The sequence below is a fragment of the Streptomyces tremellae genome, from assembly GCF_039540215.1.
GTDB classification, from domain to species: domain Bacteria; phylum Actinomycetota; class Actinomycetes; order Streptomycetales; family Streptomycetaceae; genus Streptomyces; species Streptomyces tremellae.
This window is the reverse complement of record NZ_BAABEP010000007.1, coordinates 147529-168428: the sequence shown is the minus strand read 5'-3', so window position 1 is coordinate 168428 and position 20900 is coordinate 147529. Positions and strand designations below refer to the sequence as shown.

The window sequence follows — 20900 nt, the reverse complement described above, 5'->3', positions numbered from 1 at the left end:
TCAGACTCCCTTGTTGCGGTCGCGCCGATCCCGGCCCTGGTCCCAGCCCTGTCCCCAGCCGCCAGGAGCCCCCGGCTGCTGCGGACCCGCCCCCTGCGGCTGCTGCCCGGCGTCCCAGCCCGCGCCCTGGCCCCAGCCCGCGCCCTGCGGCACCCCGCCCGGCGCGGCGGCCGGGTCCCCGGGGCCCGCGTGCGCGTGGTACTCCACCGACTCCGCCGTCATCTGCATGAACGCCTCCTCCAGGGAAGCGCGCTGCGCGCTCAGCTCGTGCAGCGTGATGCCGTGCGCGGCCGCGAGGTCGCCGAGCGCCTCCGTCTCGGCGCCGTCGATCTCGAAGGTTCCGCCCTCGACCTCGGTGACCTGGTAGCCGCCGCCGCTCAGCGCGTCCCGCAGCCGCTCGGGCTGCGGGGTGCGCACCCGGGCGAAGCTGCGCGAGTTCTCGTGGATGAACTCCGCCATCGACGTGTTCGCCAGCAGCCTGCCCTGCCCGATGACGATGAGGTGGTCCGCAGTCAGGGCCATCTCGCTCATCAGGTGGCTCGACACGAACACCGTGCGGCCCTCGGCGGCGAGCGCCTTCATCAGATTGCGGATCCAGTGGATGCCCTCGGGGTCGAGCCCGTTGACCGGCTCGTCGAACATCAGGATGCGCGGGTCCCCGAGGAGCGCGGCCGCGATGCCGAGCCGCTGGCCCATGCCGAGCGAGAACCCCTTCGACTTGCGCTTCGCGACCGCCGTCAGACCCACCATGTCGAGGACCTCGTCGACCCGGCGGCGCGGAATGCGGTTGCTCTGCGCCAGCGCAAGCAGGTTGTTGTACGCGGTCCGCCCGCCGTGCATCGCCTTCGCCTCAAGGAGGGCGCCGATCTCCTTCAGCGGGTCGGGCAGCTCGTGGTACGTCCTGCCGTCGATGCGCACCGAGCCGCTCGTCGGGTTGTCGAGGTCGAGCATCATGCGCATGGTGGTCGACTTCCCGGCGCCGTTGGGGCCGAGAAAGCCCGTCACCACGCCGGGCCGTACCTGGAAGGAGAGATGATCGACCGCCAGTTTGCGGCCATAGCGTTTGGTGAGCCCCTCGACCTCGATCATGCGGCCCAACCTAGGCGCGCGGAAAGCCCCCCGCCACTCCAGTGGCGGGGGGCTGACACAACCGTTACCGAACGACCCGGTCCGCGGCCAGGGTGACGCCGGGTCGACGCCCCGGCGTCACCCGTGGGCCGCGGGTCAGCGCGACTGCTGCGCCGGGACCCCTCGGGAGATCGGCTCGTCCTCGGCGGGCGCGCCCGCGGCGGCGACCGCGGCACCCGTCAGCGAGGCCAGCATCTCGCGGACGTTGGTCAGCTGGGCGTTGATCGAGTCGCGGCGGTTGGTGAGGGCCGCCAGCTCGCGCTCGGAGTCGCTGCGGATACGGTCGGCCTTCGCGTTCGCGTCCGCGACGATGTCCTCGGACTGGCGCTGCGCCGTCTCGACCGTCTGACGCGCCCTGCGCTCCGCGTCCGTACGCAGCTTCTCCGCCTCGAGGCGCAGCTGCTCGGCGCGGTGCTCGATCTCCGCGAGGCGCTTCTCCGCCTTCGCCTGACGGGACGCCAGGTCGCGCTCGGACTGCTCACGGCGCTTGGCGAGGTTCGTCTCGAAGTCGGCCGCGGCCTGGGCGGCCTTGGCGCGGGTCTCCTCGAACAGCGCGTCCGCCTCGTCGCGCTTGGACTGCGCGTCCTTCTGCGCCTCGGCGCGCAGCGTGGACGCGTCACCCTTCGCCTTGTCGACGATGCGGGAGGCCTCGTCCTCCGCCTTCGCCTTGCGCTCGGAGGCGAAGGCCTCCGCGTCGTTGCGCACCTGCTGGGCCGCCGACTCGGCGAGCTCGCGGTGCTGCTCGGCGGCCCGGCGGGCCTCTTCCCGCAGGTCCTTCGCCTCCTCCTCGGCGAGGCGGAGGATCTTCTCGACCCGGGCACCGAGGCCGGCGTACGACGGCTCGGCGTCCGTGACCTGTGCCTGGGCGTTCTGCGTTTCGAGGTGCAGCTCCTCGATGCGCTTTTCCAGAGACGTGATCCGGGACAGCGCGCTGTCCCGGTCGGCGACGAGTTTGGTAATGCGGTCGTCCACCTGACCGCGGTCGTAACCACGCCGCACGAGCTCGAAGCCGAAGGGAGAGGAAGTGTCGCTCATGGGGTTCCTGTCGAAGAGACCGGTGAGGTGATAGAGGGAATCCTAGGGGCCCGTGCGGCGTGTCAACGCGCCGATGCGGCTTTGGTATGCAGAATGTCCAGCCTTTAGAGTGGTTCGGTCCTGACTACCCGTCCGACGGCTTACCATTCGAACGCGTCGGCCCCGCGGCGGCCCCCGCCTTGACGGGGCTGTCCTTGCCGGAGGCGCCCGGGGCCAGCGACAGCGCTTCGAGCACGTCCTGCACCCGCGAGATCTCGGCCTGGATGTCCGAGTGTCTGCGCGCCAGCACATCGAGCTCGCGCTTGCCCTCCGAGACCATCTGCTCGGCGTCCCTTCGGGCGTCGGCCCGCAGCTGCTCGGCCTCCCGGATGAGCTCGGCCTTCTTCTGCTCGGCTTCCTTGAGCAGACCCTCGGCCTTCTTCACCGCGGCGATCCTGACCGTGCTCGCCTCCGCGTTGGCGTCCGCCAGCAGTTCCTTGGCCTTCTGCTCGGCCTCGGCGCGCTGTTCGGTCGCCGCCTTCATCAGAGTATCCACCCGCTCACCGACCGTCTTCAGCTGCTCCGAGGTTTCCCGCCTCGCGCGCTCGTGCAGCTCCTCGATCTCGGCGTCGACCCGGGCCCGCGCCTCCTCGGCGCGCTCCCGCAGCGCGGACGCGTCGCCGCGCGCTCCCACCAGCAGCTCGTCCGCGTCGGCACGGGCGCGCTCCACGATCGCGTTGCCCTCGACCGTCGCCTCCGCGGTGATCCGCTCGGCCTCCGTGCGGGCCGCGCCGACCATCGTGTCCGCGCTCGCCTCGGCCTCGGTGGCGGTGCGCAGCGCCTCCTCCTGGGCCTTGTTCATCAGCTGGTCGGCCTGCTCCGCCGCGTCGGAACGCCGCTTCGCCGCGTCCTTGCGCGCCTCGTCGAGCAGCCGGTCGGCCTCCTCCTGCGCCTCGGCACGCAGCCGCTCGGCCTCCGCGCGGCCCTCGGCGCGCGCCTGCTCGGCCTCCGCGCGCATCCGCTCGGCGGCCTGCCGCGCGGAGCCGACCGTCTCGGCCGCCTCCGCGCGCATCCGCTCCGTCTCCTCGGTGGCCTCCGCGACGAGCCGGTCGACCTGCGCGCCGGCCTCGGTCCGCATGCGGTTCGCGTCGTCGCGCGCCTCGGCGCGGGTGCGGGACGCGTCCTGCTCGGCCGCCGCGCGGGCGTCGGCCGCCTCGGTGCGCAGCCGCTGCGCGTGCGCCGTCGCCTCGCCGCGCAGCCGGTCGGCCTCCGCGGCCGCCTCGGTGACGGTCTGCTCGGCGAGCTGCTGCGCCGCGTCGGTCTCCTCCTGCGCACGGGTGCGCAGCCTGGCCGCGTCCTCGGAGGCGCGCTCGCGCTCGGCGTAGGCGTCCGCCCGTACCCGGTCGGCCTCCTCCTGCGCCTCGGTGCGCGTGCGCTCGGCGGCGTGCTCCGCGGCGGAGCGCAGCCCCGCGATCTCCTGCTCGGCCTGGTGGTGCAGGCCCGCGACGGACTCCCGCACCTCGCGGGCCGTCTGCTCGGCGGCGGCGACGGCCTCCGTCGCACTGCGGTCGGCCTCCTCGGCCAGCCGCCTGGCCTCGGCCTGCGCCTCCTCGACCCGCTTGCGGGCCGCGGCGAGGAGTTCCTCGCTCTGCTCCCGCGCGCGCTCGCGCTCCTGCTCGGCCTCGCCGCGCGCGGCGGCGAGGAGCTCCTCGGCCTCGCGGCGGCGGCGCGCCGCCTCCTCCTGCGCGGCGGACAGCGCCTCCGCGGCCTCCGCGCCCACCCGCTCGGCCGCCGCCGCGGCCTCGCTCCTGATCCGGTCGGCGCTCTCCTGCGCCTCCGTCCTGAGCCGCTCGGCCTCGGTGACGGCCTCGGTGCGCAGCCGCACGGCCGCGTTCTCCGCCTCGGCGCGGGACGCGGACGCGTCCGACGCGGCCTCGGTGCGCAGCCGTTCGGCCTCCTGCTCGGCCTGTCCGAGCAGCGACCTGACGCGCTCCGCGGTCTCCGTGCGCTTGCGGTCCGCCTCCTCGGCGGCCTCGCGGCGCAGCCGCTCGCCCTCGGCGCGCGCCTCGGCGAGCGCCGTCTCGGCGGCCTCAAGGCGCTGGGCGGCCTCCTCGTGAAGGCGCGTCAGCTCGGCGGCGGCCTCCGACTTGCGGGCCTCGATGCCGCGCTCTGTCTCCTCCCGCAGCCGGGCGGCGGCCTCCTCGGCTGCCGTCCTGACGGCCTCCGCCTGCTCCTCGCCCTCGGTGCGCAGCCGCTCGGCCTCTGCCCTGGTGCGCTCCAGCGTCTCCTCGGCCTGCCGGCGCAGCGTCGTGGCGCGCTCGATGGCCTCGGTGCGCACCCGCTCGCTCTCGGCGCCCGCGGCCGAGCGCAGCTCGTCGGCGTCGGTCCTGGCCTTCGTCAGCAGTTCCTCGGCAGACTTCGCGGCCTCCTCGATCTGCTGGACGGCCTCCCTGCGGGCCTCGCCGCGGATCTGTTCGCCCTCGGCGACCGCCTCGGAGCGCAGCTGCTCGGCCTCGCCGCGCAGCCTGCGTGCCTCCTCCTGGAGCTCGACCGTCTTGGCGCGGTACTCCTTGGTGTCGTCCTTGGCCGCGCCCTTGAGCTGGTCGGCCTGCTCGGCCGCCTCCGCGCGCAGCCGGTCCGCCTCGGTCTCCGCCTCCCGGCGGATGCGCTCGGCCTCCTCGCCCGCCTTGCGCCGGGTGTCCTTGGCGTCGTCGGACGCCTTGGTCAGCACCTCGTCGGCGGTGCGCGCCGCCTTCGCCAGCTGGGCGGCCGTGTCCTCGGCCGCCGCCGCGCGCGCCTTCTCCGCGGCCTCGGCCACCAGCTTCTCGGCCTCGGCCCGCGCGTCCGCGAGCACCTGCCCGGCCTCGGCCTTGGCGGCCTCGGCCTCCTCGGTGGCCTCGCCGACCAGCCGGGCGATCTCGGCCTTCGCCGTGCGGGTGCGCTGCTCGTTCTGCGATTCGGCCCCGGCCAGCCGCTTGACGGCGGCCTCCTTGGCCTCGGCGACGACCCGGTCGGCCTCGGCGCGGGCCTCGCGCAGCCGCTCCTCCGCCTCCTGCATCCGCGCTTCCGCGGCCCTGCTCAGCTCCGTGGCCTGCTGGCGCGCCTGGTCCGACTCGGCCGCCGCGCTCGTGCGCAGCTGCTCGGCGTGGCTCGTCGCCTCCTGGGCCTGGGTGGACGCCGCGTTCAGCAGCCGCTCCGCGTCCCTGCGGGCCCGCAGCAGCAGCGCCTCGGCCTCGCTCCTCGCGGTCTCCGCCTCTGCGCCCAGGCGCTGGCGCGCCTCCTCGGCGACCCTGGCCGCCTCCGCGCGGGCCGCGGACAGGGTGCGCTCGGCCTCGGCGCGCGACTCGTCCATGAGCCGCCTGGCCTGTGACTCGGTACGGGCCCGCAGCTGCTCGGCCCAGGCGACGTTCTCGTTGACGTGCGACTCGACGGTCTGCCGCCGCTCGGCGAGCTCCTGGTCGAGGCGCTGGCGCCGCTGCACGGCCTCGGCGTGCAGCTCGGCCTGGAGGCGGGACTGCTGCTCCGCGTGTTCCTGGAGGATGCGCTGCGTCTGGGCGCGCGCCTCCCGCAGCTCGCGCTCGGCGTCCGAGCGCAGCTGGTCCGCCTGCATCTGGGCGTTGCGGAGCATCTGTTCCGCCTGGTAGCCCAGATCGGCGCCGTCGTAGGAGGAAGGCCTCATGGCGAGGTTGCGGCGCGCTTCGTGGAGCTTCGCGCGCAATACCTCGACCTGGTACCCGAGGTCCTCGGCGTGCTGGACGGCCTTGTCCCGCGCGGTCCGCAGCCGGTCCATCTCGGCTTCGATCCGCGAGAGCTGGTCGTCAGCCCGGTGGCTCTCCTGGCGTTCGTAGCCCCGCACTGCGCGGTCCCATCCGTCCCCTGGTCGCAACTCTGCTGAGCGAGTGCCGTCCTCGGCGAACGGCCCCCCGGGGGAATGGTGTCAGATCATCGGAGGGTGCGCCGCCCCGGCCCGGCCCCGGTCCGCCCACTCTACCGGGCCCGGGAAGCCCGCAGTCAGTGCTCAGGGGAGGAGGTGACCAGTTCTGTGAGGACTCCGTGGCAGTCCTTGGGGTGAAGAAAGGTGATTCGTGAGCCCATCGTGCCCGTACGGGGCTCCTCGTAGAGCACCCGGACGCCCTTTTCGCCGATCGCGGCGGCGTCGCCGTCCACGTCCGGGGTGCCGAAGGCGATGTGGTGCACGCCCTCGCCGTTCCTGGCCAGCCATTTGCCGACGGCGGAGTCCTCCCGCACCGGTTCGAGCAGCTGCAGGTAGGTGGCGCCGCCGTCCGACGTGCCGTTGACCCGCAGCATGGCCTCGCGCACGCCCTGCTCCTCGTTGACCTCCGTGTGGCAGACCTCGAAGCCGTACGTCGAGCGGTAGAACGCGACGGTTGTGTCAAGGTCGTGACAGGCGATTCCGATGTGATCGATACGCGTCAGCATGGCACCCAGTCCAGCGCGGGCGTGGCGGTCACGCAACGTGCGCGCCGTCACACGGAACGGCCGGTGACCGATGTCCGTACCCGCCGGTACATTGGAAGTTAACCGTCGTTCACGGCAGCGTCCCTGCGGGTGCGGCGCGGCCGCAGGACGGCGCGGCCCGCGGTCCGCCGGGTACACGCACGCACCGTCGCACACAGCCGCGTATGCAAAGGGGCCCACCTCATGTCCGGTTCGCACACCTCCTCCTCCGTGATCGTCGCGGGCGCGCGCACCCCCATGGGCCGCCTCCTCGGCTCCCTCGCGCCGTTCTCCGCGACGGACCTCGGCGGCTTCGCGATCAGGGCCGCACTGGAGCGGGCGGGCGTCGGGCCCGAGCAGGTGGAGTACGTGATCATGGGCCAGGTGCTCCAGGCGGGCGCCGGGCAGCTCCCCGCGCGGCAGGCGGCGGTCAAGGCGGGCATCCCGATGACCGTCCCCGCGCTGACGGTCAACAAGGTCTGCCTCTCCGGGCTCGACGCGATCGCCCTCGCGGACCAGCTGATCCGCGCGGGCGAGTTCGACGTCGTCGTAGCGGGCGGCCAGGAGTCCATGACGAACGCGCCGCACCTGCTGCCGAAGTCACGCGCCGGGTACAAGTACGGCTCGATCGAGGTCCTCGACTCGATGGCGTACGACGGCCTCACCGACGCGTACGAGGACATCGCCATGGGCGCCTCCACGGAGAGGCACAACGCGCGCCTCGGCATCGAGCGCGCCCCGCAGGACGAGTTCGCCGCCCGCTCCCACCAGCGGGCCGCCGCCGCCAGGAAGAACGGCGCGTTCGAGGCGGAGATCGTCCCGGTGGAGATCCCGCAGCGCAAGGGGGACCCGGTGCTGTTCGCCGAGGACGAGGGGATCCGCCCGGACACCACCGCCGAGGGCCTCGCGAGGCTCCGCCCGGCCTTCGACCCCCGGGGCACGATCACCGCGGGCTCCTCCTCGCAGATCTCCGACGGGGCCGCGGCGGTCGTCGTCATGAGCCGGGCCAAGGCGGAGGAGCTCGGGCTCGCGTGGCTCGCCGAGATCGGCGCCCACGGAAACGTGGCGGGCCCCGACAACTCCCTCCAGTCCCAGCCGTCCCACGCCATCGAGCACGCGCTCGGCAAGGAGGGGCTCACGGTGGGCGACCTCGACCTGATCGAGATCAACGAGGCGTTCGCCGCGGTCGCCGTACAGTCCATGAAGGACCTGGGCGTCTCGCCCGACCTGGTGAACGTGAACGGCGGCGCGATCGCCCTCGGCCACCCGATCGGCATGTCGGGCGCGCGGCTGGTGCTCCACCTCGCCCTGGAGCTCAAGCGGCGCGGCGGCGGGACGGGCGCGGCGGCGCTGTGCGGCGGGGGCGGGCAGGGCGACGCCCTGATCGTCCGCGTGGCCAAGTAGCCCGGTCGGCGGGCCGGCCCGCCGACCGGGCGGCCGGTGGCGCACGGACCGCCCGCGGGCGGCCCGAACCGGGCAGGAGCACCGGGCAGGAGCACCGGGCAGGAGCACCGGGCAGGACGGCCCGTACCGGGCGGGACGGGGCAGGACCGGGCAGGACCGAGGAGGAGCAGCGCTGTGGTGGACGTCCCCGAGCTCGTGGCGCAGGCGCGTGAGGGCAGGCCGCGCGCCGTGGCGCGGCTGATCTCCCTGGTCGAGGGGGCGTCGCCGCAGCTGCGCGAGGTGATGGCGGCGCTCGCGCCGCTGACCGGCGGGGCGTACGTGGTGGGGCTCACGGGCTCGCCCGGTGTCGGCAAGTCGACCTCCACGTCCGCGCTGGTCTCCGCCTACCGCAGGGCGGGCAGGCGGGTGGGGGTGCTCGCGGTCGACCCGTCGTCGCCGTTCTCCGGCGGCGCCCTCCTCGGCGACCGGGTCCGGATGGCGGACCACGCCTCCGACCCGGGCGTCTACATCCGCTCGATGGCCACCCGCGGCCATCTCGGCGGGCTGGCCTGGGCCGCGCCCCAGGCGATCCGGGTGCTGGACGCGGCGGGGTGCGACGTGATCCTGGTCGAGACGGTCGGTGTCGGCCAGTCCGAGGTGGAGATCGCCTCGCAGGCCGACACGTCGGTGGTGCTGCTCGCGCCCGGCATGGGCGACGGCATCCAGGCGGCGAAGGCCGGGATCCTGGAGATCGGCGACGTCTACGTGGTCAACAAGGCCGACAGGGACGGCGCCGACGCCACGGCCCGCGAGCTGGGCCACATGCTGGGCCTCGGCGAGGCCCGCGCCCCCGGCGACTGGCGGCCGCCCATCGTCAAGACGGTGGCGGCGCGGGGCGAGGGCACCGACGAGGTGGTCGAGGCGCTGGAGAAGCACCGCGCCTGGATGGACGAGCACGGCGAGCTGACGGCCCGCAGGGCCCGCAGGGCCGCCCGCGAGGTCGAGACCATCGCGGTCACGGCGCTGCGCGAGCGCATCGCCGACCTGCGCGGCGACGTACGCCTCGAAGCCCTGGCCGCCCGGGTGGCCGCGGGCGCACTCGACCCGTACGCCGCGGCGGACGACCTGGTCGCCGGCGTGACGGGGCCCGAGCAGGCCCCGCGCCACGGGGCCTGACCCCGCCGCCCCACCGCGTGCGCGAGGCCGGCGGCCTCAGTCGTCGGCCGTGGGGGCCGTGTGGCGGATGGTCGCGGCGCCCGAACGGGTGTCGATCCCAAGGTCGTGGACGCGGCCGTCCGCCGAGCGCACGGTGGCCTCCCAGGTGTGGGCGCGGTGGTCGTCGAGCTCGACGGAGGTCACCGTGCCCGGTACCGAGGACCGGGCCGCGCGCGCCGCGTCCGCGGCCGTGAGGCGGGCGTCCGCCAGGGCGGCCAGGCCTTCGCCGTCGTCGCCCGGGTCGCGCTCGTCGGTGCGCACGGCCCCGGTTGCCGCGTCGAGGTCGAGTTCGCGCGCCTCGCCCCGGCCCGCCGTGCGCAGTTCGACCTCCCACAGGCCTCCGTCCTCGCGCTCCACGGAGACCACCGTGCCGGGGTGCGTCCGCAGCGCCGCCCGCGCCGCGTCGTCGGCCTCGCGCGGACCCCCGGCCGCGGCGGGCACACCGCCGGCCGGCCGGTCGCCCGCTCGGGGAGCACCCGCCGCGGGGTGCGCGGTGCCGCCGCCGCTGCCGGTCAGCGCCATCGCGCTGTACGTGCCGCCGCCTGCCACGACCGCCGCCGCCAGGGCCGCTACCACCAGATTGCGCTTCATGCCTGCTCTCCTCCGTGAGATGTCGTGCACGGGACGGATCCACCGTGCCCTGGGCGTGCTGAAGGCAGGCTGAAGCGACCTGAAGCGTTCTTCAGGCGCGGTCTGCGAGGCTGGTCGCATGCGGTTGCTGATCGTGGAGGACGAGCGGCGGCTCGCCCTGTCGCTCGCCGGGGGACTGGCCGCCGAGGGCTTCGCCGTGGACGTGGTGCACGACGGGCGGGAAGGGCTGGGCCGTGCCGCAGAGGGCGTATACGACCTCGTGGTGCTCGACATCATGCTGCCAGGACTCAACGGCTACCGCGTCTGCGCCGCCCTGCGCGCCGCGGGCCACGACGTGCCGATCCTGATGCTCACCGCGAAGGACGGCGAGTACGACGAGGCCGAGGGCCTCGACACCGGGGCCGACGACTACCTCACCAAGCCGTTCTCGTACGTCGTCCTCGTCGCCCGGATCAGGGCGCTGCTGCGGCGCAGGTCCGCCGCAGGCGCCTCGCCCGTCCTGCGGATCGGCCCGCTCACCGTGGACACCGCCGCCCGCCGGGTGCACAGGGGCGACGAGGAGGTGGCGCTGACGGCCAAGGAGTTCGCCGTGCTCGAACAGCTCGCCGTGCGGGCGGGCCAGGTGGTCGGGAAGCCCGAGATCCTTGAGCACGTCTGGGACTTCGCCTACGAGGGCGACCCCAACATCGTCGAGGTCTATGTGAGCGCGCTGCGCCGCAAGCTGGGCGCCGACCGCATCGAGACGGTGCGCGGCGCCGGCTACCGGATGGCAGGGACGTGAGGCGCCGTACCTCCGCGGTGCGGCGCCGCCTCGCCACGGTCAGGGCCCGGGCGGCGCTCGGCACCACCGCGGTCGTCGCGGCCGCGCTGGTCGCGGCGGGGCTCGCCGTCCTGCTGTCGCTGCGCGCCGACCTGACGGACCAGGCGGAGCGCCGGGCCGACGACACCGCGCGCACGGTGGCGCTCGCCGTCGCCTCCCGCGTCCCCGACGTCACCCCGTACTCCCGTCTCGACCTGCCGGACGACGAGGACCGGCCGGTGCAGGTGGTCGCCGAGGACGGGCGGCTGCTGGCCGCCTCCGAGGACCTGGAGCGGATCAGCGGCACGGGCGTCGACGCGGTGCGCCCCCGCCCGCCCGCGGCGGCACGGCCCGCGGGCCCCCGCGCCACCGGTGACCGGGACACCAGCAGCACCAGCGGCACCAGCCGTACCAGCGACAGCAACGACAGCAACGACAGCAACGACAGCAACGACAGTGATGACGCCAGTGACAGCGACGACGGCGGCGCTCCGCCCGCCCCCGGCCGTATCGACGACGACATCGACCACGGCTCCGGCCGTGCCACCGTCGACGGGGAGAGCGCCGACATGCGTTTCGCGAGCGTCGAGGTCACCGACCGCGCGGGCAGGACCGTGCGCGTCCACGCCGGCGCGTCGCTCGCCGCGCGCGAGTCCGCCGTCGCCACGGCCGCGGCCACCCTGCTCGCGGGCCTGCCGGTGCTGCTGCTCGTGGTGGGGGGCTCGACCTGGCTCGTCGCCCGGCGGGCCCTGGGCCCGGTCGAGGGCATCCGGCGCGAGATGGCGGCGATCACAGCGTCGGAGAACCTGGCGCGCCGGGTGCCGCAGCCCGCCACCCACGACGAGGTCGCGGACCTGGCCCGCACCACCAACGAGACCCTGGCGGCCCTTGAGGCGGCCGTCGAGCGACAGCGCAGGTTCGTCGCCGACGCCTCGCACGAGCTGCGCAGCCCCATCGCCTCGCTCCGCACCCAGCTTGAGGTCGGCGCCGCGCACCCGCACCTGCTCGACGTGGCGGGCGCGGTGGCGGACGTGACGCGCCTCCAGCGGCTCGCCGCTGACCTGCTGCTGCTCGCCCGGCTCGACGCGGGGGAGCGCCCGGGGGACGGCCGGGTGGACCTGGCGGCCCTGGTGCGCGAGGAGGTCGCCCAGCGCCCGGCGGACCGGCTGCCGGTCGTACCGCGCGGGTCCTGCGGGCCGCCCGTGGAGGCCACCGGGTCGCGGGCCCAGCTGGCCCGTGTCCTCGGCAACCTCCTGGACAACGCCCAGCGCCACGGCCGTTCGCGCGTCGAGGTGTCCGTCGGGCGGACGGCGGAAGGCCCGTTCCTGGCCGTCGCCGACGACGGCGCCGGGGTGGCGCCGCGGGACCGCGAGCGGATCTTCGAGCGGTTCGTACGGCTGGACGAGGCGCGCGGCCGGGACGACGGAGGGGCGGGGCTCGGCCTCGCGATCGCCAGGGACGTGGCTGCCGGGCACGGCGGCACCCTCACGGCCGCCGCGGCGCCGGGCGGCGGGGCGCTTTTCACCCTCCGGCTGCCGCCCGCCGCCGGGGGGTGGAAAGTCCCCAGGCGCCCGGTCTGACGCCTCAGTTCTTGCCGCGTCGCCTGCGCAGCTGGTCGGCGACCGGGGTCAGGGAGGCCCGCAGCTGTGCGAGCTGCTCCGGTGTCAGCATGTCGATGAAATGCCTGCGCACGGAGGCGACATGGTGCGGGGCGACCGTGCGCATGGTCTCCATGCCGTGGTCGGTGAGGACCGCGAACAGTCCGCGGCGGTCCGACTCGCAGTGCTCCCGCTTGACGAGGCCCGCGCTCTCCATGCGGGTGACCTGGTGGGAGAGGCGGCTCTTGGACTGGAGGGTGGCCGCCGCGAGGTCGGTCATCCGCAGCCTGCGGTCCTCGGCCTCCGAGAGGTTCACCAGGATCTCGTAGTCGTTCATGGTCAGGCCGAACGGCTGCAGGTCCCTCTCCATCTGGTACGTCAGCAGCCGGTTGACGTCCAGGTGTGTGCGCCATGCGCACTGCTCCGCCTCGGTCAGCCAGGGGGCGTCCGTCCCCGGCCCGGCGGTCTGCGTCTCGGTCTCCATAACGACATTCTACCTAAGAAGTTGAATTTTCTACGAATAGTTCGGCCGGGCCGGCACCCTCCTCGTACCTACCCCCGGAGTGCCGTCAGAGGCCGAAGCGCCGCTGGAGATCTCCCAGCTGCCCGCCCAGCCGGGGCGGCCCCTGCGCCGCCCCGCCCCGGGGCCCGCCGCCCGGGGCCCCCGCCTCCTCGGGCACCGCGCCCGTCGGCCGCTCGGCCAGCAGGGTCTCCGTGGACTGGACCAGTACAGTACCCGCACCGGCGAACTCGAACTGGTGCTCCTCGCCCGACGCGCCCCCGATGCCCGTCATCGCCCGCACCCCGCCGATGAGCCCCCGCAGATAGCCGAAGTCGTAGTGGTGGCAGGGGGAGGGGCAGTCGGCCCAGCCGACCAGGGCCTGCGGGTCGACCCGCAGCGGCGGCTCCATGAAGACCACGGGGCCGTTGGACACGGCGACGAACTTTCCCGTCCCGATCAGCGTCAGGAACCCCGGCACGATCGACTGCTTCAAGGCCAGGGACGGCTGGTAGGCCAGCAGGTTTCCCGACCGGATCGTCAGATTGCCGTCGTCCAGGTCGTAGGAGTTGACGTCGAAGGCCCGGTCGGCGAGCAGCATCTTGCCGCTGCCCTGCGCCACCACCCAGTCCGCCACGTGCAGCGGCGAGTGGAAGCTCGTCCGCATCAGCCCCTCGAAGCGCCCGTGCCCGACGCCGTCGAAGGAGATCTGCCCGTAGTAGGCGATCATCTTGCCCTTCTGGAGGAACCACTGGTCGTCCCGGAGTTCCACACAGAAGGTGTACTTGTCGACGTTGTCGTTGCCCGGCAGCGTCGTCGGGTCGAAGACCACGGGCCCGCTCACAGCTTCTCCTCCGACGCCTGGACGAACACCGCGCCGCTGCCGCTCAGCTCCAGCTGGAACGCCTCGCCCGAGCCGCGGCCCACCATCTCCCGCCACCCGAGCGCGGCCGAGAGCTTGTTGCGCACGTCACCGTAGTGCGCCACATACGCCTGCGGGTCGACGTGCACCTCGCGCCCCGGCGCGATCGGCAGCTCCACCACCCCGCCGTGCGCCATCACGGCGACCGCGCCGTGCCCGCGCAGCGTGGTGGTGAACAGGCCCTGCCCGGTCATCTGGCCGCGCACCATCCCCATCACCCCGCCTTGCGACCCCATGAACATCGTCCCCTGCTCCAGCGACCCGTCGAACGCGAGCAGCCGGTCCGCCTCGACGTAGAGCGTGTCCCCGCTGAGGTTCACCACCTGGATGTGGTGCCCGCCGTGGCCGAACAGCACGGTCCCGCTGCCCTCGACCGTCATCAGCGGCGCCGCCTCGTTCGCCACCCTGCGGCCGATCATGGACATCACACCGCCCTGGCCGCCCTGGATGTTCGGGGTGAAGCTCACGTCGCCCCGGTAGGCGACCATCGCGCCGCGCTGGCTGAACATCCGCTGCCCCGGCCGGAGGACCGCCTCCACCAGCTTGTCGTTGATCTCGCGGAACGGCATGGCTAGAGGTCGCCCCCGATCGTGTCGCGCTCGCTCGGCTGCACGTAGACGAGCCCCTCGCCCTCGAACCTGATCTGGAACGACTCGCCCGAGCCCTCACCCATGAACGTCCGGTATGAGACGCCCGACTGGAAGTTCTGCCGCAGGTCGCCCTGGTGGGCGACGTACGCCCCCGGGTCGACCGACAGCGGGTACTGCGGCGCGACCCGCAGCACCACCGCGGGGCCGTCCGACATGATCGCCGCCTGTCCCGTGCCCTCGACCGTGGTGGTGAACAGGCCGTTGCCGCCGCTCGCCCCGCGCAGCCCGGTGAACGTGGTGCCCGTGCGCAGCCCCGCGTCCGTGCACAGCAGGTTCGACGCCTCGACGTACAGCTTGTCGCCGCGCAGCGCGACGAGGTTGATCTCGCTCGCGCGGTCCGCGAAGAAGCAGGTGCCCTGGCCGCGCACCTCCATCACCGTCATCGACTCGCCGGTGATCCTGCGCGTCACCATCCCGCGCAGGCCCTCACCCCCTCCGGTCATCTTCTTGAAGGACATCCGGCCGTCGTAGGCGACCATCGAGCCGTTCTTCGCCTTCACCGCGTCGCCCGCCAGATCGACGGCGAGCATCTTGCTTCCCTGGAGTCGGAACTGAGCCACGGACCGAAGGTAGCGGGCGCCGCCGCCCGCGAACAGCACGTCCCGCGCCGCGGGAGCCGCCCGGCAGACCCTGACACGGGCCCGGGGCGCCGCTGCTGCCACAATGGAGCCGGTTTGTGCGCGCGTTCACAAACGACACCCGACCGAAAGCGAAGCCTCCGTGGACATCAAGACCGCATCCGCGCTCCACCGACTCCGCCTCGTCTCGGCGCCCGAGGCGGTGTCCTTCCTGCTGCTGCTCGTCTGCTCCGTGCTCAAGCGGACCAGCGACTTCAACGCGGTGCCCGCGATGGGCATGATCCACGGGATCCTGTTCATCCTCTACGTGCTGTTCTGGCTCGACGCCTGGCGCTGCGCCCGCTGGAAGCTGCCCACGGCCGCGCTCTACTTCATCCTCTCCGTGCTGCCCACCGGCGGCTTCTTCGCCGAGCGCAAGCTCAAGCGCGCCTCCGAGGACATGGTCATCGCCGCGCGGGCCCGCCGCGAGGGGACGGTCAACGCGTGATCGTCGCTTTCTCCGTGTCGCCGCTCGGCGTCGGCGAGGACGTCGGCGAGTACGTCGCCGACGCCGTCCGGGTGGTCCGCGAGTCCGGGCTGCCGAACCGCACGGACGCCATGTTCACCTCCGTGGAGGGGGAGTGGGACGAGGTGATGGACGTGGTCAAGCGGGCGGTCGCGGCCGTCGAGGCGCGCTGCTCGCGGGTCTCGCTCGTCCTCAAGGCCGACATCCGCGAGGGTGTGACGGACGGTCTGACCGCCAAGGTGGAGACCGTGGAGCGCCATCTGCGCGCGGGCGGCGCCGGCGCCTGACCCGGCGCGGGCCCGCCAGGCCCTGCGCCTGACCCGGCCCGGCCGGCCGCGCCGGGTGGCAGCCGTACGAAGGAACGGGGAGCGGAAAGCTCCCCACTCGGACGACTCCAGTCGACATGCCAGGTGATGTCCCTTTTTGTGGGGATGTCACCTCGTTCGTCGGCTGGAGGACACACGTGCGGCCGCAGGGCTACGACTACGACTCCCACAGTGCGCTCGCGGGCCCCCTCCAGGACCCGGGGCCGTCCGGCGCCTACCGCGTCGGCTACCGGGGCCTGCTGGCCCAGGAGCCACGGCGGGTGCGGGCCGCCTTGCTGATGACGCTCGCGCCGCTGCTCTCCGCGGTGCTGCTGTGCTACCTGGTCTGGCCGAGCCACCGCACCGAGCGGGACGGCGGCGACCGCTGGCTGATCGCCTTCGACCACGTGATGCTCGTGTCGATCGGCTGCATCGCCTTCTTCATGCTCGTCAACGTCGCCTCGATCGCGCACGCCACGCTGACCGCGCGCGACCCGGTGCCCGTCACCCCCGAGCCCGGCACCCGGGTCGCCTTCCTCACCACGTACGTCCCCGGCAAGGAGCCGCTCGCGATGGTGCGGGCCACGCTGGAGGGCGCCGTACGGCTGCGGCACGAAGGGCCGCTCGACGTGTGGCTGCTCGACGAGGGCGACGACGACGCGGCCAGGCTGCTCTGCGCGGAGCTCGGCGTGCGCCACTTCAGCCGCAGGGGCGTGCCGGAGTGGAACCGCCCCAAGGGCGTGCACCGGGCGCGCACCAAGCACGGCAACTACAACGCCTGGCTCGCGATGCACGGCGACGCCTACGAGTTCTTCGCCAGCGTCGACACCGACCACGTGCCGGTGCCCGGCTTCCTTGAGCGGATGCTCGGCTACTTCCGCGACCCCGACGTGGCCTTCGTGGTCGGCCCCCAGGTCTACGGCAACTACGACTCGCCCGTCACCAAGGCCGCCGAGTCCCAGCAGTACCTCTTCCACGCGCTGATCCAGCGCGCGGGCAACCGCTACCACGCGCCCATGTTCGTCGGCACCAACAACGTCGTACGGATCAGCGCGCTGCGGCAGGCCGGCGGTCTGTACGACTCGATCACCGAGGACATGGCCACCGGGTTCGAGATCCACCGCAGGCGCAACCCGGCGACCGGCAGGTTCTGGCGGTCCGTCTACACCCCCGACGTGCTCGCCGTCGGCGAGGGCCCGGCGTCCTGGACGGACTTCTTCACCCAGCAGCTGCGCTGGTCGCGGGGGACGTACGAGACGCTGCTCAGGCAGTACTGGAAGGCACTCTTCCGGATGCCGCCCGGTCGGCTGCTCAGCTACACGCTGATGCTCGTCTACTACCCGATGACCGCGGTCAACTGGTTCCTCGGCATCCTCAGCTCGGTGCTGTTCCTCTGGCTCGGCGCGTCCGGCACCCAGGTCTCGTCCGAGGTGTGGCTGATGCTCTACAGCGACGCGGCGGCCCTCCAGGTCGGCCTCTACCTGTGGAACCGGCGCCACAACGTCTCGCCCCACGAGCCCGAGGGCTCCGGAGGCCTCGCCGGGATGGCGGTGTCCGCGCTCTCCGCCCCGGTCTACCTGCGCTCGCTGGTCTCCGCCGTGCTGCGCACCCGGGGCCGGTTCGTGGTCACGCCCAAGGGCGGCGAGGCCAGCCCCGACCGGCCCGCGACGTTCCGGCTGCACCTGTTCTGGGCCGCGGTGCTCGCCTCCTCGCTCGTCGCGTCCGCCGTCCTCGGCCACACCCACGCCGCGATGCGCACCTGGGCCTTCCTCGCGCTCGCGGTCTCCCTCGCGCCGGTCGCCATCTGGCTGTGGACCGACAGGCGGGAGCGGATCGCGGCCCGCCTCGCCCGGCTCCTGCCGCGCCGCGCCGCCGCGGCGGGCGCCGCGCGGGCGGAGCCGGAACAGCCCCTGGCGCCGAGCGGCGCCACCACCTTCCACGCGGCTCCGCCGCGTACGACCCTGACCGCCGCCGCCACGCTCCCCGCGGCCGACGCGGCGGGCGGCCCCGGCGCCGCGCCCGCACCCACCCCGAGCCCGACAGGAGGCAACTGACCCATGGCCAAGCGGTCCGGACGGCCCGGAGGACTCAGGCCGCGCAACCTCAAGAAGTCGCTCGTCGGCGGCGGCGCCCTGGTGGTGCTCGCCGGCCTGAACGCCCCGGCGGCCCTCTCCTTCGCCGGCCACCAGTACCACCAGTACAAGATCTCGCAGCCCGGCTACAAGGCGCGCTACGGCTCCTGGCAGATGCTGGACGTGCCGGACAAGTACCGGGTCAACGCCATCCACGCGGCGCTCCTGCACACCGGCAAGGTGCTGATCGTCGCGGGCTCGGGGAACAACCAGAAGCACTTCGACAAGGGCACCTTCGACACGATCCTGTGGGATCCGGTCAAGAGCACGTTCAAGAAGATCCCGACGCCCAGCGACCTGTTCTGCTCCGGCCATGCCGCGCTGCCCGACGGCCGGCTGCTCGTCGCCGGCGGCACCGCGCGCTACGAGGTGCTCGACGGCAAGGTCAAGAAGGCCGGCGGCGCCATGCGCATCAAGAACGAGAGCCCCGACCGCGCCCGCACCTTCCCCAAGGGCACCCGCCTGATGTCGCCCTCCGGCGTCGAGTACGCCACCACGCAGACCGTCACCGTGCCGAAGGCGAAGCGCTCCTTCCGGATCTCGTACGCCGAGGGCGGCCGGATGCTGCCGTGGAAGACGAAGATCACGGCCGGGGAGGCGCGGGTCTTCGTCGAGGCCGTCCAGAAGGGCCCGCAGGGCCTGACGACCCAGGCCGCGCAGTACGAGATCGAGGGCCTCAAGGGCAAGGACGCCGACAACCTCTACGGCCTCGCCGCCAAACTCACCACCGAGAAGCAGGACTTCCAGGGCATCAGGGAGGCGTACGAGTTCGACCCCGACCAGGAGCGGTACGTACCGGTCCAGTCGATGAAGAACGCCCGCTGGTACCCGACCCTGGTGGGCCTCGACGACGGCCGGGTCCTCGCGGTCTCCGGCCTCGACGACGTCGGCGCCGTGCAGACCGGCGACAACGAGATCTACGACCCGCACTCCAAGACCTGGACCAAGGGGCCCACCCGCTACTTCCCCACGTACCCCGCGCTGTTCCTCACCAAGGGCGGCAAGCTGTTCTACTCGGGGTCCAACGCCGGCTACGGACCCGCGGACAAGGGGAGGCAGCCCGGCCTGTGGGACCTGCGGACCAACACCTTCACCAAGGTCGGCGGCCTCACCGACCCGGACACGACGGAGACGTCGGCCTCGCTGATGCTGCCGCCCGCCCAGGACCAGAAGGTGATGCTGCTCGGCGGCGGCGGGGTCGGCGAGTCCGCCAAGTCCACGGCGCGCACCGGCATCGTCGACCTGAAGCAGGACGACCCGCGCTTTCGCGAGGGACCGCGGCTGCCGCAGGGCACCCGCTACCTCAGCAGCGTGCTGCTCCCCGACGACAGCGTCTTCACCACCGGCGGCTCCTCCGACTACCGGGGGCGCGGCGCGAGCGACATCCTCAAGGCCCAGTTCTACGACGCCACGTCCGACAGCTTCCGCCCCGCCGCCGACCCGACCGTCGGCCGCGACTACCACTCGGAGGCGCTGCTGCTGCCGGACGGCCGGGTGGTGACCTTCGGCTCCGACCCGCTGTACGGGAACGCCGACAACACCAAGCTCGGCACCTTCGAGCAGCGCGTCGAGATCTACACCCCGCCGTACCTCCAGGGCGGCAAGGAGGCGGACCGGCCGGTGCTCGGCGCGGGCCCGCGCGAGCCGGACGCCGACGGCAGGGCGACCTTCCGCGCCGCGAAGCCGGGCTCCCTGGTCAAGGCGCGCCTCATGCGGCCGAGTGCGGTCACCCACACCACCGACGTCGAGCAGCGCTCCATCGACCTCGCCATGACGCGGACCGCGCACGCGGTGACCGTGCGGGTGCCCGGGGACCGCACGCTGGTGCCGCCCGGCTGGTACATGCTGTTCGTCACCGACACGCGGGGCGTGCCGTCGCAGGCCAGGTGGATCCATGTGCCGCAGGGCGCGGGGGAGCGCTGAGGCGGGCGCCGTAGCCCGGCGGGCCCGGGACGCGGCGCCCCGGGCTCAGCCCGCCGCCCTGCGGGCCAGGCCGAGCGCGTACTCCGGCCACCAGGACCCGGCGGGCGGGCCGCCCCTGCAGGTGCCGTCCGAGTCGCCAGGCCGCTTGATCCACAGATAGGCGTCGAGCCGCGCGTCGCCCGTGTCGGTGCCCGGCGCCTTGCCGAGCGCGCGGCCCGGCGGGTTGCACCACGCCTCGGCGCGGCCGCCAGGCAGCGGGCCCGCGCCGTTGCGGCTGGTGTCCATCACGAAGTGCGCCCCGCCGAGTTCCCCCGAGAGCCGGTCGCCGTAGCGCTTGACGGCGTCGTCGCGCTGGAAGTTGGACACGTTGAGGGAGAAGCCGTCCGCCGCCGCGACGCCCGCCCGCCGCAGCGCGCCGGCCATCCGCGCCGTGTCGGTGACCCAGGCCGGATTGCCCGCGTCCAGATAGACCCGGGTGTGCGGCTGGCGCCCCAGGCGCGCCACCGCCGCGGAGAGCAGCCCGTACCGCTCGTCCTGGTACTCCGGCGGCGTGCAGCCGTCCGCCAGGTGCGGCAGCGCGTCGGGTTCGAGCACGACCAGCGCGGGCGCGTCGCCCACGGCGCGGGCGAAGGAGTCGATCCAGTCCGTGTACGCACGCGCCGAGGCGGCGCCGCCCGCCGAGTACCTGCCGCAGTCGCGGTGGGGGATGTTGTACGCGACGAGCAGGACGGTCCGCCGGTGCGGCGCGGCCGCCCGCACCGCGCGCCGGATCTCGGGCCCCGGGTCGTCGCCCGCGGGCCAGTCGGCGACCGGCCGCTCGGCGATCCGCTTCAGCGCCTTCGCGTCGGCGGCCCGCCCGTGCGCCTCCCAGTCGCGGACCTGCCGGGCGGCGTCGCTCTCCGGGTCGACCCAGTAGGGGGAGGCCGCGAAGGGCGCCGACTCACCGCCCACGGCCGAGGCGCGCGCCTGTCCGCCGGACCCGTCGTCCGAGCAGGCCGTCGCGGCCGCCGCGAGGGCGAGGGCGAGGGCGGGCGCGAGGAGGCGGGTGCGTGCGGCGGTGCGGGGGCTGCCGGGCATGGGGCATATCGTGACATGGGCCTCATTGCGTACGGGTGTGCGCCACGCGCGGCACGTCCCTGTCCGGCGTCCGGAGGGCCCGGGGTCCCGGCGGGGGAGGGGCGGGGATGCCGCGCGGCGACC

Annotated in this window: 18 protein-coding genes; 8 read left to right on the top strand and 10 right to left on the bottom strand. The window is 73.8% G+C overall.

Annotated features, from left to right (window positions below; translation table 11 throughout):
• The 4 genes from ABEA77_RS08580 to mce all read right to left on the bottom strand — a co-directional run bounded on the left by ABEA77_RS08580 (position 1) and on the right by mce (position 6582).
• Positions 1 to 1089 (bottom strand): ABC transporter ATP-binding protein, encoded by a 1089-nt coding sequence (locus ABEA77_RS08580; RefSeq protein ID WP_345643450.1) that lies wholly within the window; start codon positions 1087 to 1089, stop codon positions 1 to 3.
• A gap of 135 nt (positions 1090 to 1224) precedes the next feature.
• Complete coding sequence (locus tag ABEA77_RS08575; RefSeq protein WP_345643448.1) at positions 1225 to 2163, bottom strand: coiled-coil domain-containing protein; 939 nt, start codon at positions 2161 to 2163, stop codon at positions 1225 to 1227.
• Between the two features lie 124 nt (positions 2164 to 2287).
• Positions 2288 to 5998: a polarized growth protein Scy gene (gene scy, locus ABEA77_RS08570; protein WP_345643446.1), complete on the bottom strand. Its 3711-nt coding sequence runs from the start codon at positions 5996 to 5998 to the stop codon at positions 2288 to 2290.
• Positions 5999 to 6153: 155 nt separating this feature from the next.
• Entirely contained in the window at positions 6154 to 6582 is a 429-nt protein-coding gene (gene mce, locus ABEA77_RS08565; RefSeq protein WP_345643443.1) for a methylmalonyl-CoA epimerase, read from the bottom strand.
• A 222-nt stretch (positions 6583 to 6804) separates the two neighbouring features.
• On the opposite strand from mce, the gene ABEA77_RS08560 reads away from it, so the two are divergent.
• Together ABEA77_RS08560 and meaB are read left to right on the top strand one after the other, a co-directional pair.
• Positions 6805 to 8004, top strand: coding sequence for an acetyl-CoA C-acetyltransferase (locus ABEA77_RS08560; RefSeq protein WP_345643440.1), 1200 nt, complete (start codon positions 6805 to 6807; stop codon positions 8002 to 8004).
• Between the two features lie 174 nt (positions 8005 to 8178).
• Entirely contained in the window at positions 8179 to 9159 is a 981-nt protein-coding gene (gene meaB, locus ABEA77_RS08555; protein WP_345643438.1) for a methylmalonyl Co-A mutase-associated GTPase MeaB, read from the top strand.
• Positions 9160 to 9195: 36 nt separating this feature from the next.
• On the opposite strand, the gene ABEA77_RS08550 is transcribed toward meaB, so the two are convergent.
• On the bottom strand, positions 9196 to 9789 hold the full coding sequence (locus ABEA77_RS08550) for a PepSY domain-containing protein (protein ID WP_345643435.1): 594 nt from the start codon (positions 9787 to 9789) through the stop codon (positions 9196 to 9198).
• A 118-nt stretch (positions 9790 to 9907) separates the two neighbouring features.
• Here ABEA77_RS08550 and ABEA77_RS08545 point away from each other — a divergent pair, with 118 nt between their 5' ends.
• Both ABEA77_RS08545 and ABEA77_RS08540 read left to right on the top strand, forming a co-directional pair.
• Positions 9908 to 10570, top strand: a complete 663-nt coding sequence (locus tag ABEA77_RS08545) for a response regulator transcription factor (protein WP_345643433.1) — start codon at positions 9908 to 9910, stop codon at positions 10568 to 10570.
• Positions 10571 to 10587: 17 nt separating this feature from the next.
• On the top strand, positions 10588 to 12168 hold the full coding sequence (locus ABEA77_RS08540; RefSeq protein WP_345643482.1) for a sensor histidine kinase: 1581 nt from the start codon (positions 10588 to 10590) through the stop codon (positions 12166 to 12168).
• 4 nt (positions 12169 to 12172) lie between these two features.
• Here ABEA77_RS08540 and ABEA77_RS08535 read toward each other — a convergent pair whose 3' ends face one another.
• From ABEA77_RS08535 to ABEA77_RS08520, 4 genes are all read right to left on the bottom strand, one after another.
• Complete coding sequence (locus ABEA77_RS08535) at positions 12173 to 12670, bottom strand: MarR family winged helix-turn-helix transcriptional regulator (protein WP_345643431.1); 498 nt, start codon at positions 12668 to 12670, stop codon at positions 12173 to 12175.
• Positions 12671 to 12755: 85 nt separating this feature from the next.
• A complete protein-coding gene (locus ABEA77_RS08530; protein ID WP_345643428.1) occupies positions 12756 to 13529 on the bottom strand; it encodes an AIM24 family protein in 774 nt (257 codons plus the stop codon).
• Complete coding sequence (locus ABEA77_RS08525) at positions 13526 to 14176, bottom strand: AIM24 family protein (RefSeq protein ID WP_345643425.1); 651 nt, start codon at positions 14174 to 14176, stop codon at positions 13526 to 13528. Before ABEA77_RS08525 ends, ABEA77_RS08530 begins: the two co-directional genes overlap by 4 nt.
• 2 nt (positions 14177 to 14178) lie before the next feature.
• Positions 14179 to 14817: an AIM24 family protein gene (locus ABEA77_RS08520; protein ID WP_345643423.1), complete on the bottom strand. Its 639-nt coding sequence runs from the start codon at positions 14815 to 14817 to the stop codon at positions 14179 to 14181.
• A 160-nt stretch (positions 14818 to 14977) separates the two neighbouring features.
• On the opposite strand from ABEA77_RS08520, the gene ABEA77_RS08515 reads away from it, so the two are divergent.
• The 4 genes from ABEA77_RS08515 (at position 14978) to glxA (ending at position 19700) form a co-directional block, all read left to right on the top strand.
• Positions 14978 to 15322, top strand: coding sequence for a DUF3817 domain-containing protein (locus ABEA77_RS08515; protein WP_345643420.1), 345 nt, complete (start codon positions 14978 to 14980; stop codon positions 15320 to 15322).
• Positions 15319 to 15627, top strand: a complete 309-nt coding sequence (locus ABEA77_RS08510) for an MTH1187 family thiamine-binding protein (RefSeq protein ID WP_345643417.1) — start codon at positions 15319 to 15321, stop codon at positions 15625 to 15627. The genes ABEA77_RS08515 and ABEA77_RS08510 overlap by 4 nt, the downstream gene beginning before the upstream one ends.
• A 176-nt stretch (positions 15628 to 15803) precedes the next feature.
• A complete protein-coding gene (locus ABEA77_RS08505; protein WP_345643414.1) occupies positions 15804 to 17699 on the top strand; it encodes a glycosyltransferase family 2 protein in 1896 nt (631 codons plus the stop codon).
• Between the two features lie 3 nt (positions 17700 to 17702).
• A complete protein-coding gene (glxA, locus tag ABEA77_RS08500) occupies positions 17703 to 19700 on the top strand; it encodes a radical copper oxidase GlxA (protein WP_345643412.1) in 1998 nt (665 codons plus the stop codon).
• Positions 19701 to 19745: 45 nt separating this feature from the next.
• Here glxA and ABEA77_RS08495 read toward each other — a convergent pair whose 3' ends face one another.
• On the bottom strand, positions 19746 to 20777 hold the full coding sequence (locus ABEA77_RS08495; RefSeq protein ID WP_345643409.1) for a glycoside hydrolase family 6 protein: 1032 nt from the start codon (positions 20775 to 20777) through the stop codon (positions 19746 to 19748).
• Positions 20778 to 20900 lie beyond the last annotated feature (123 nt).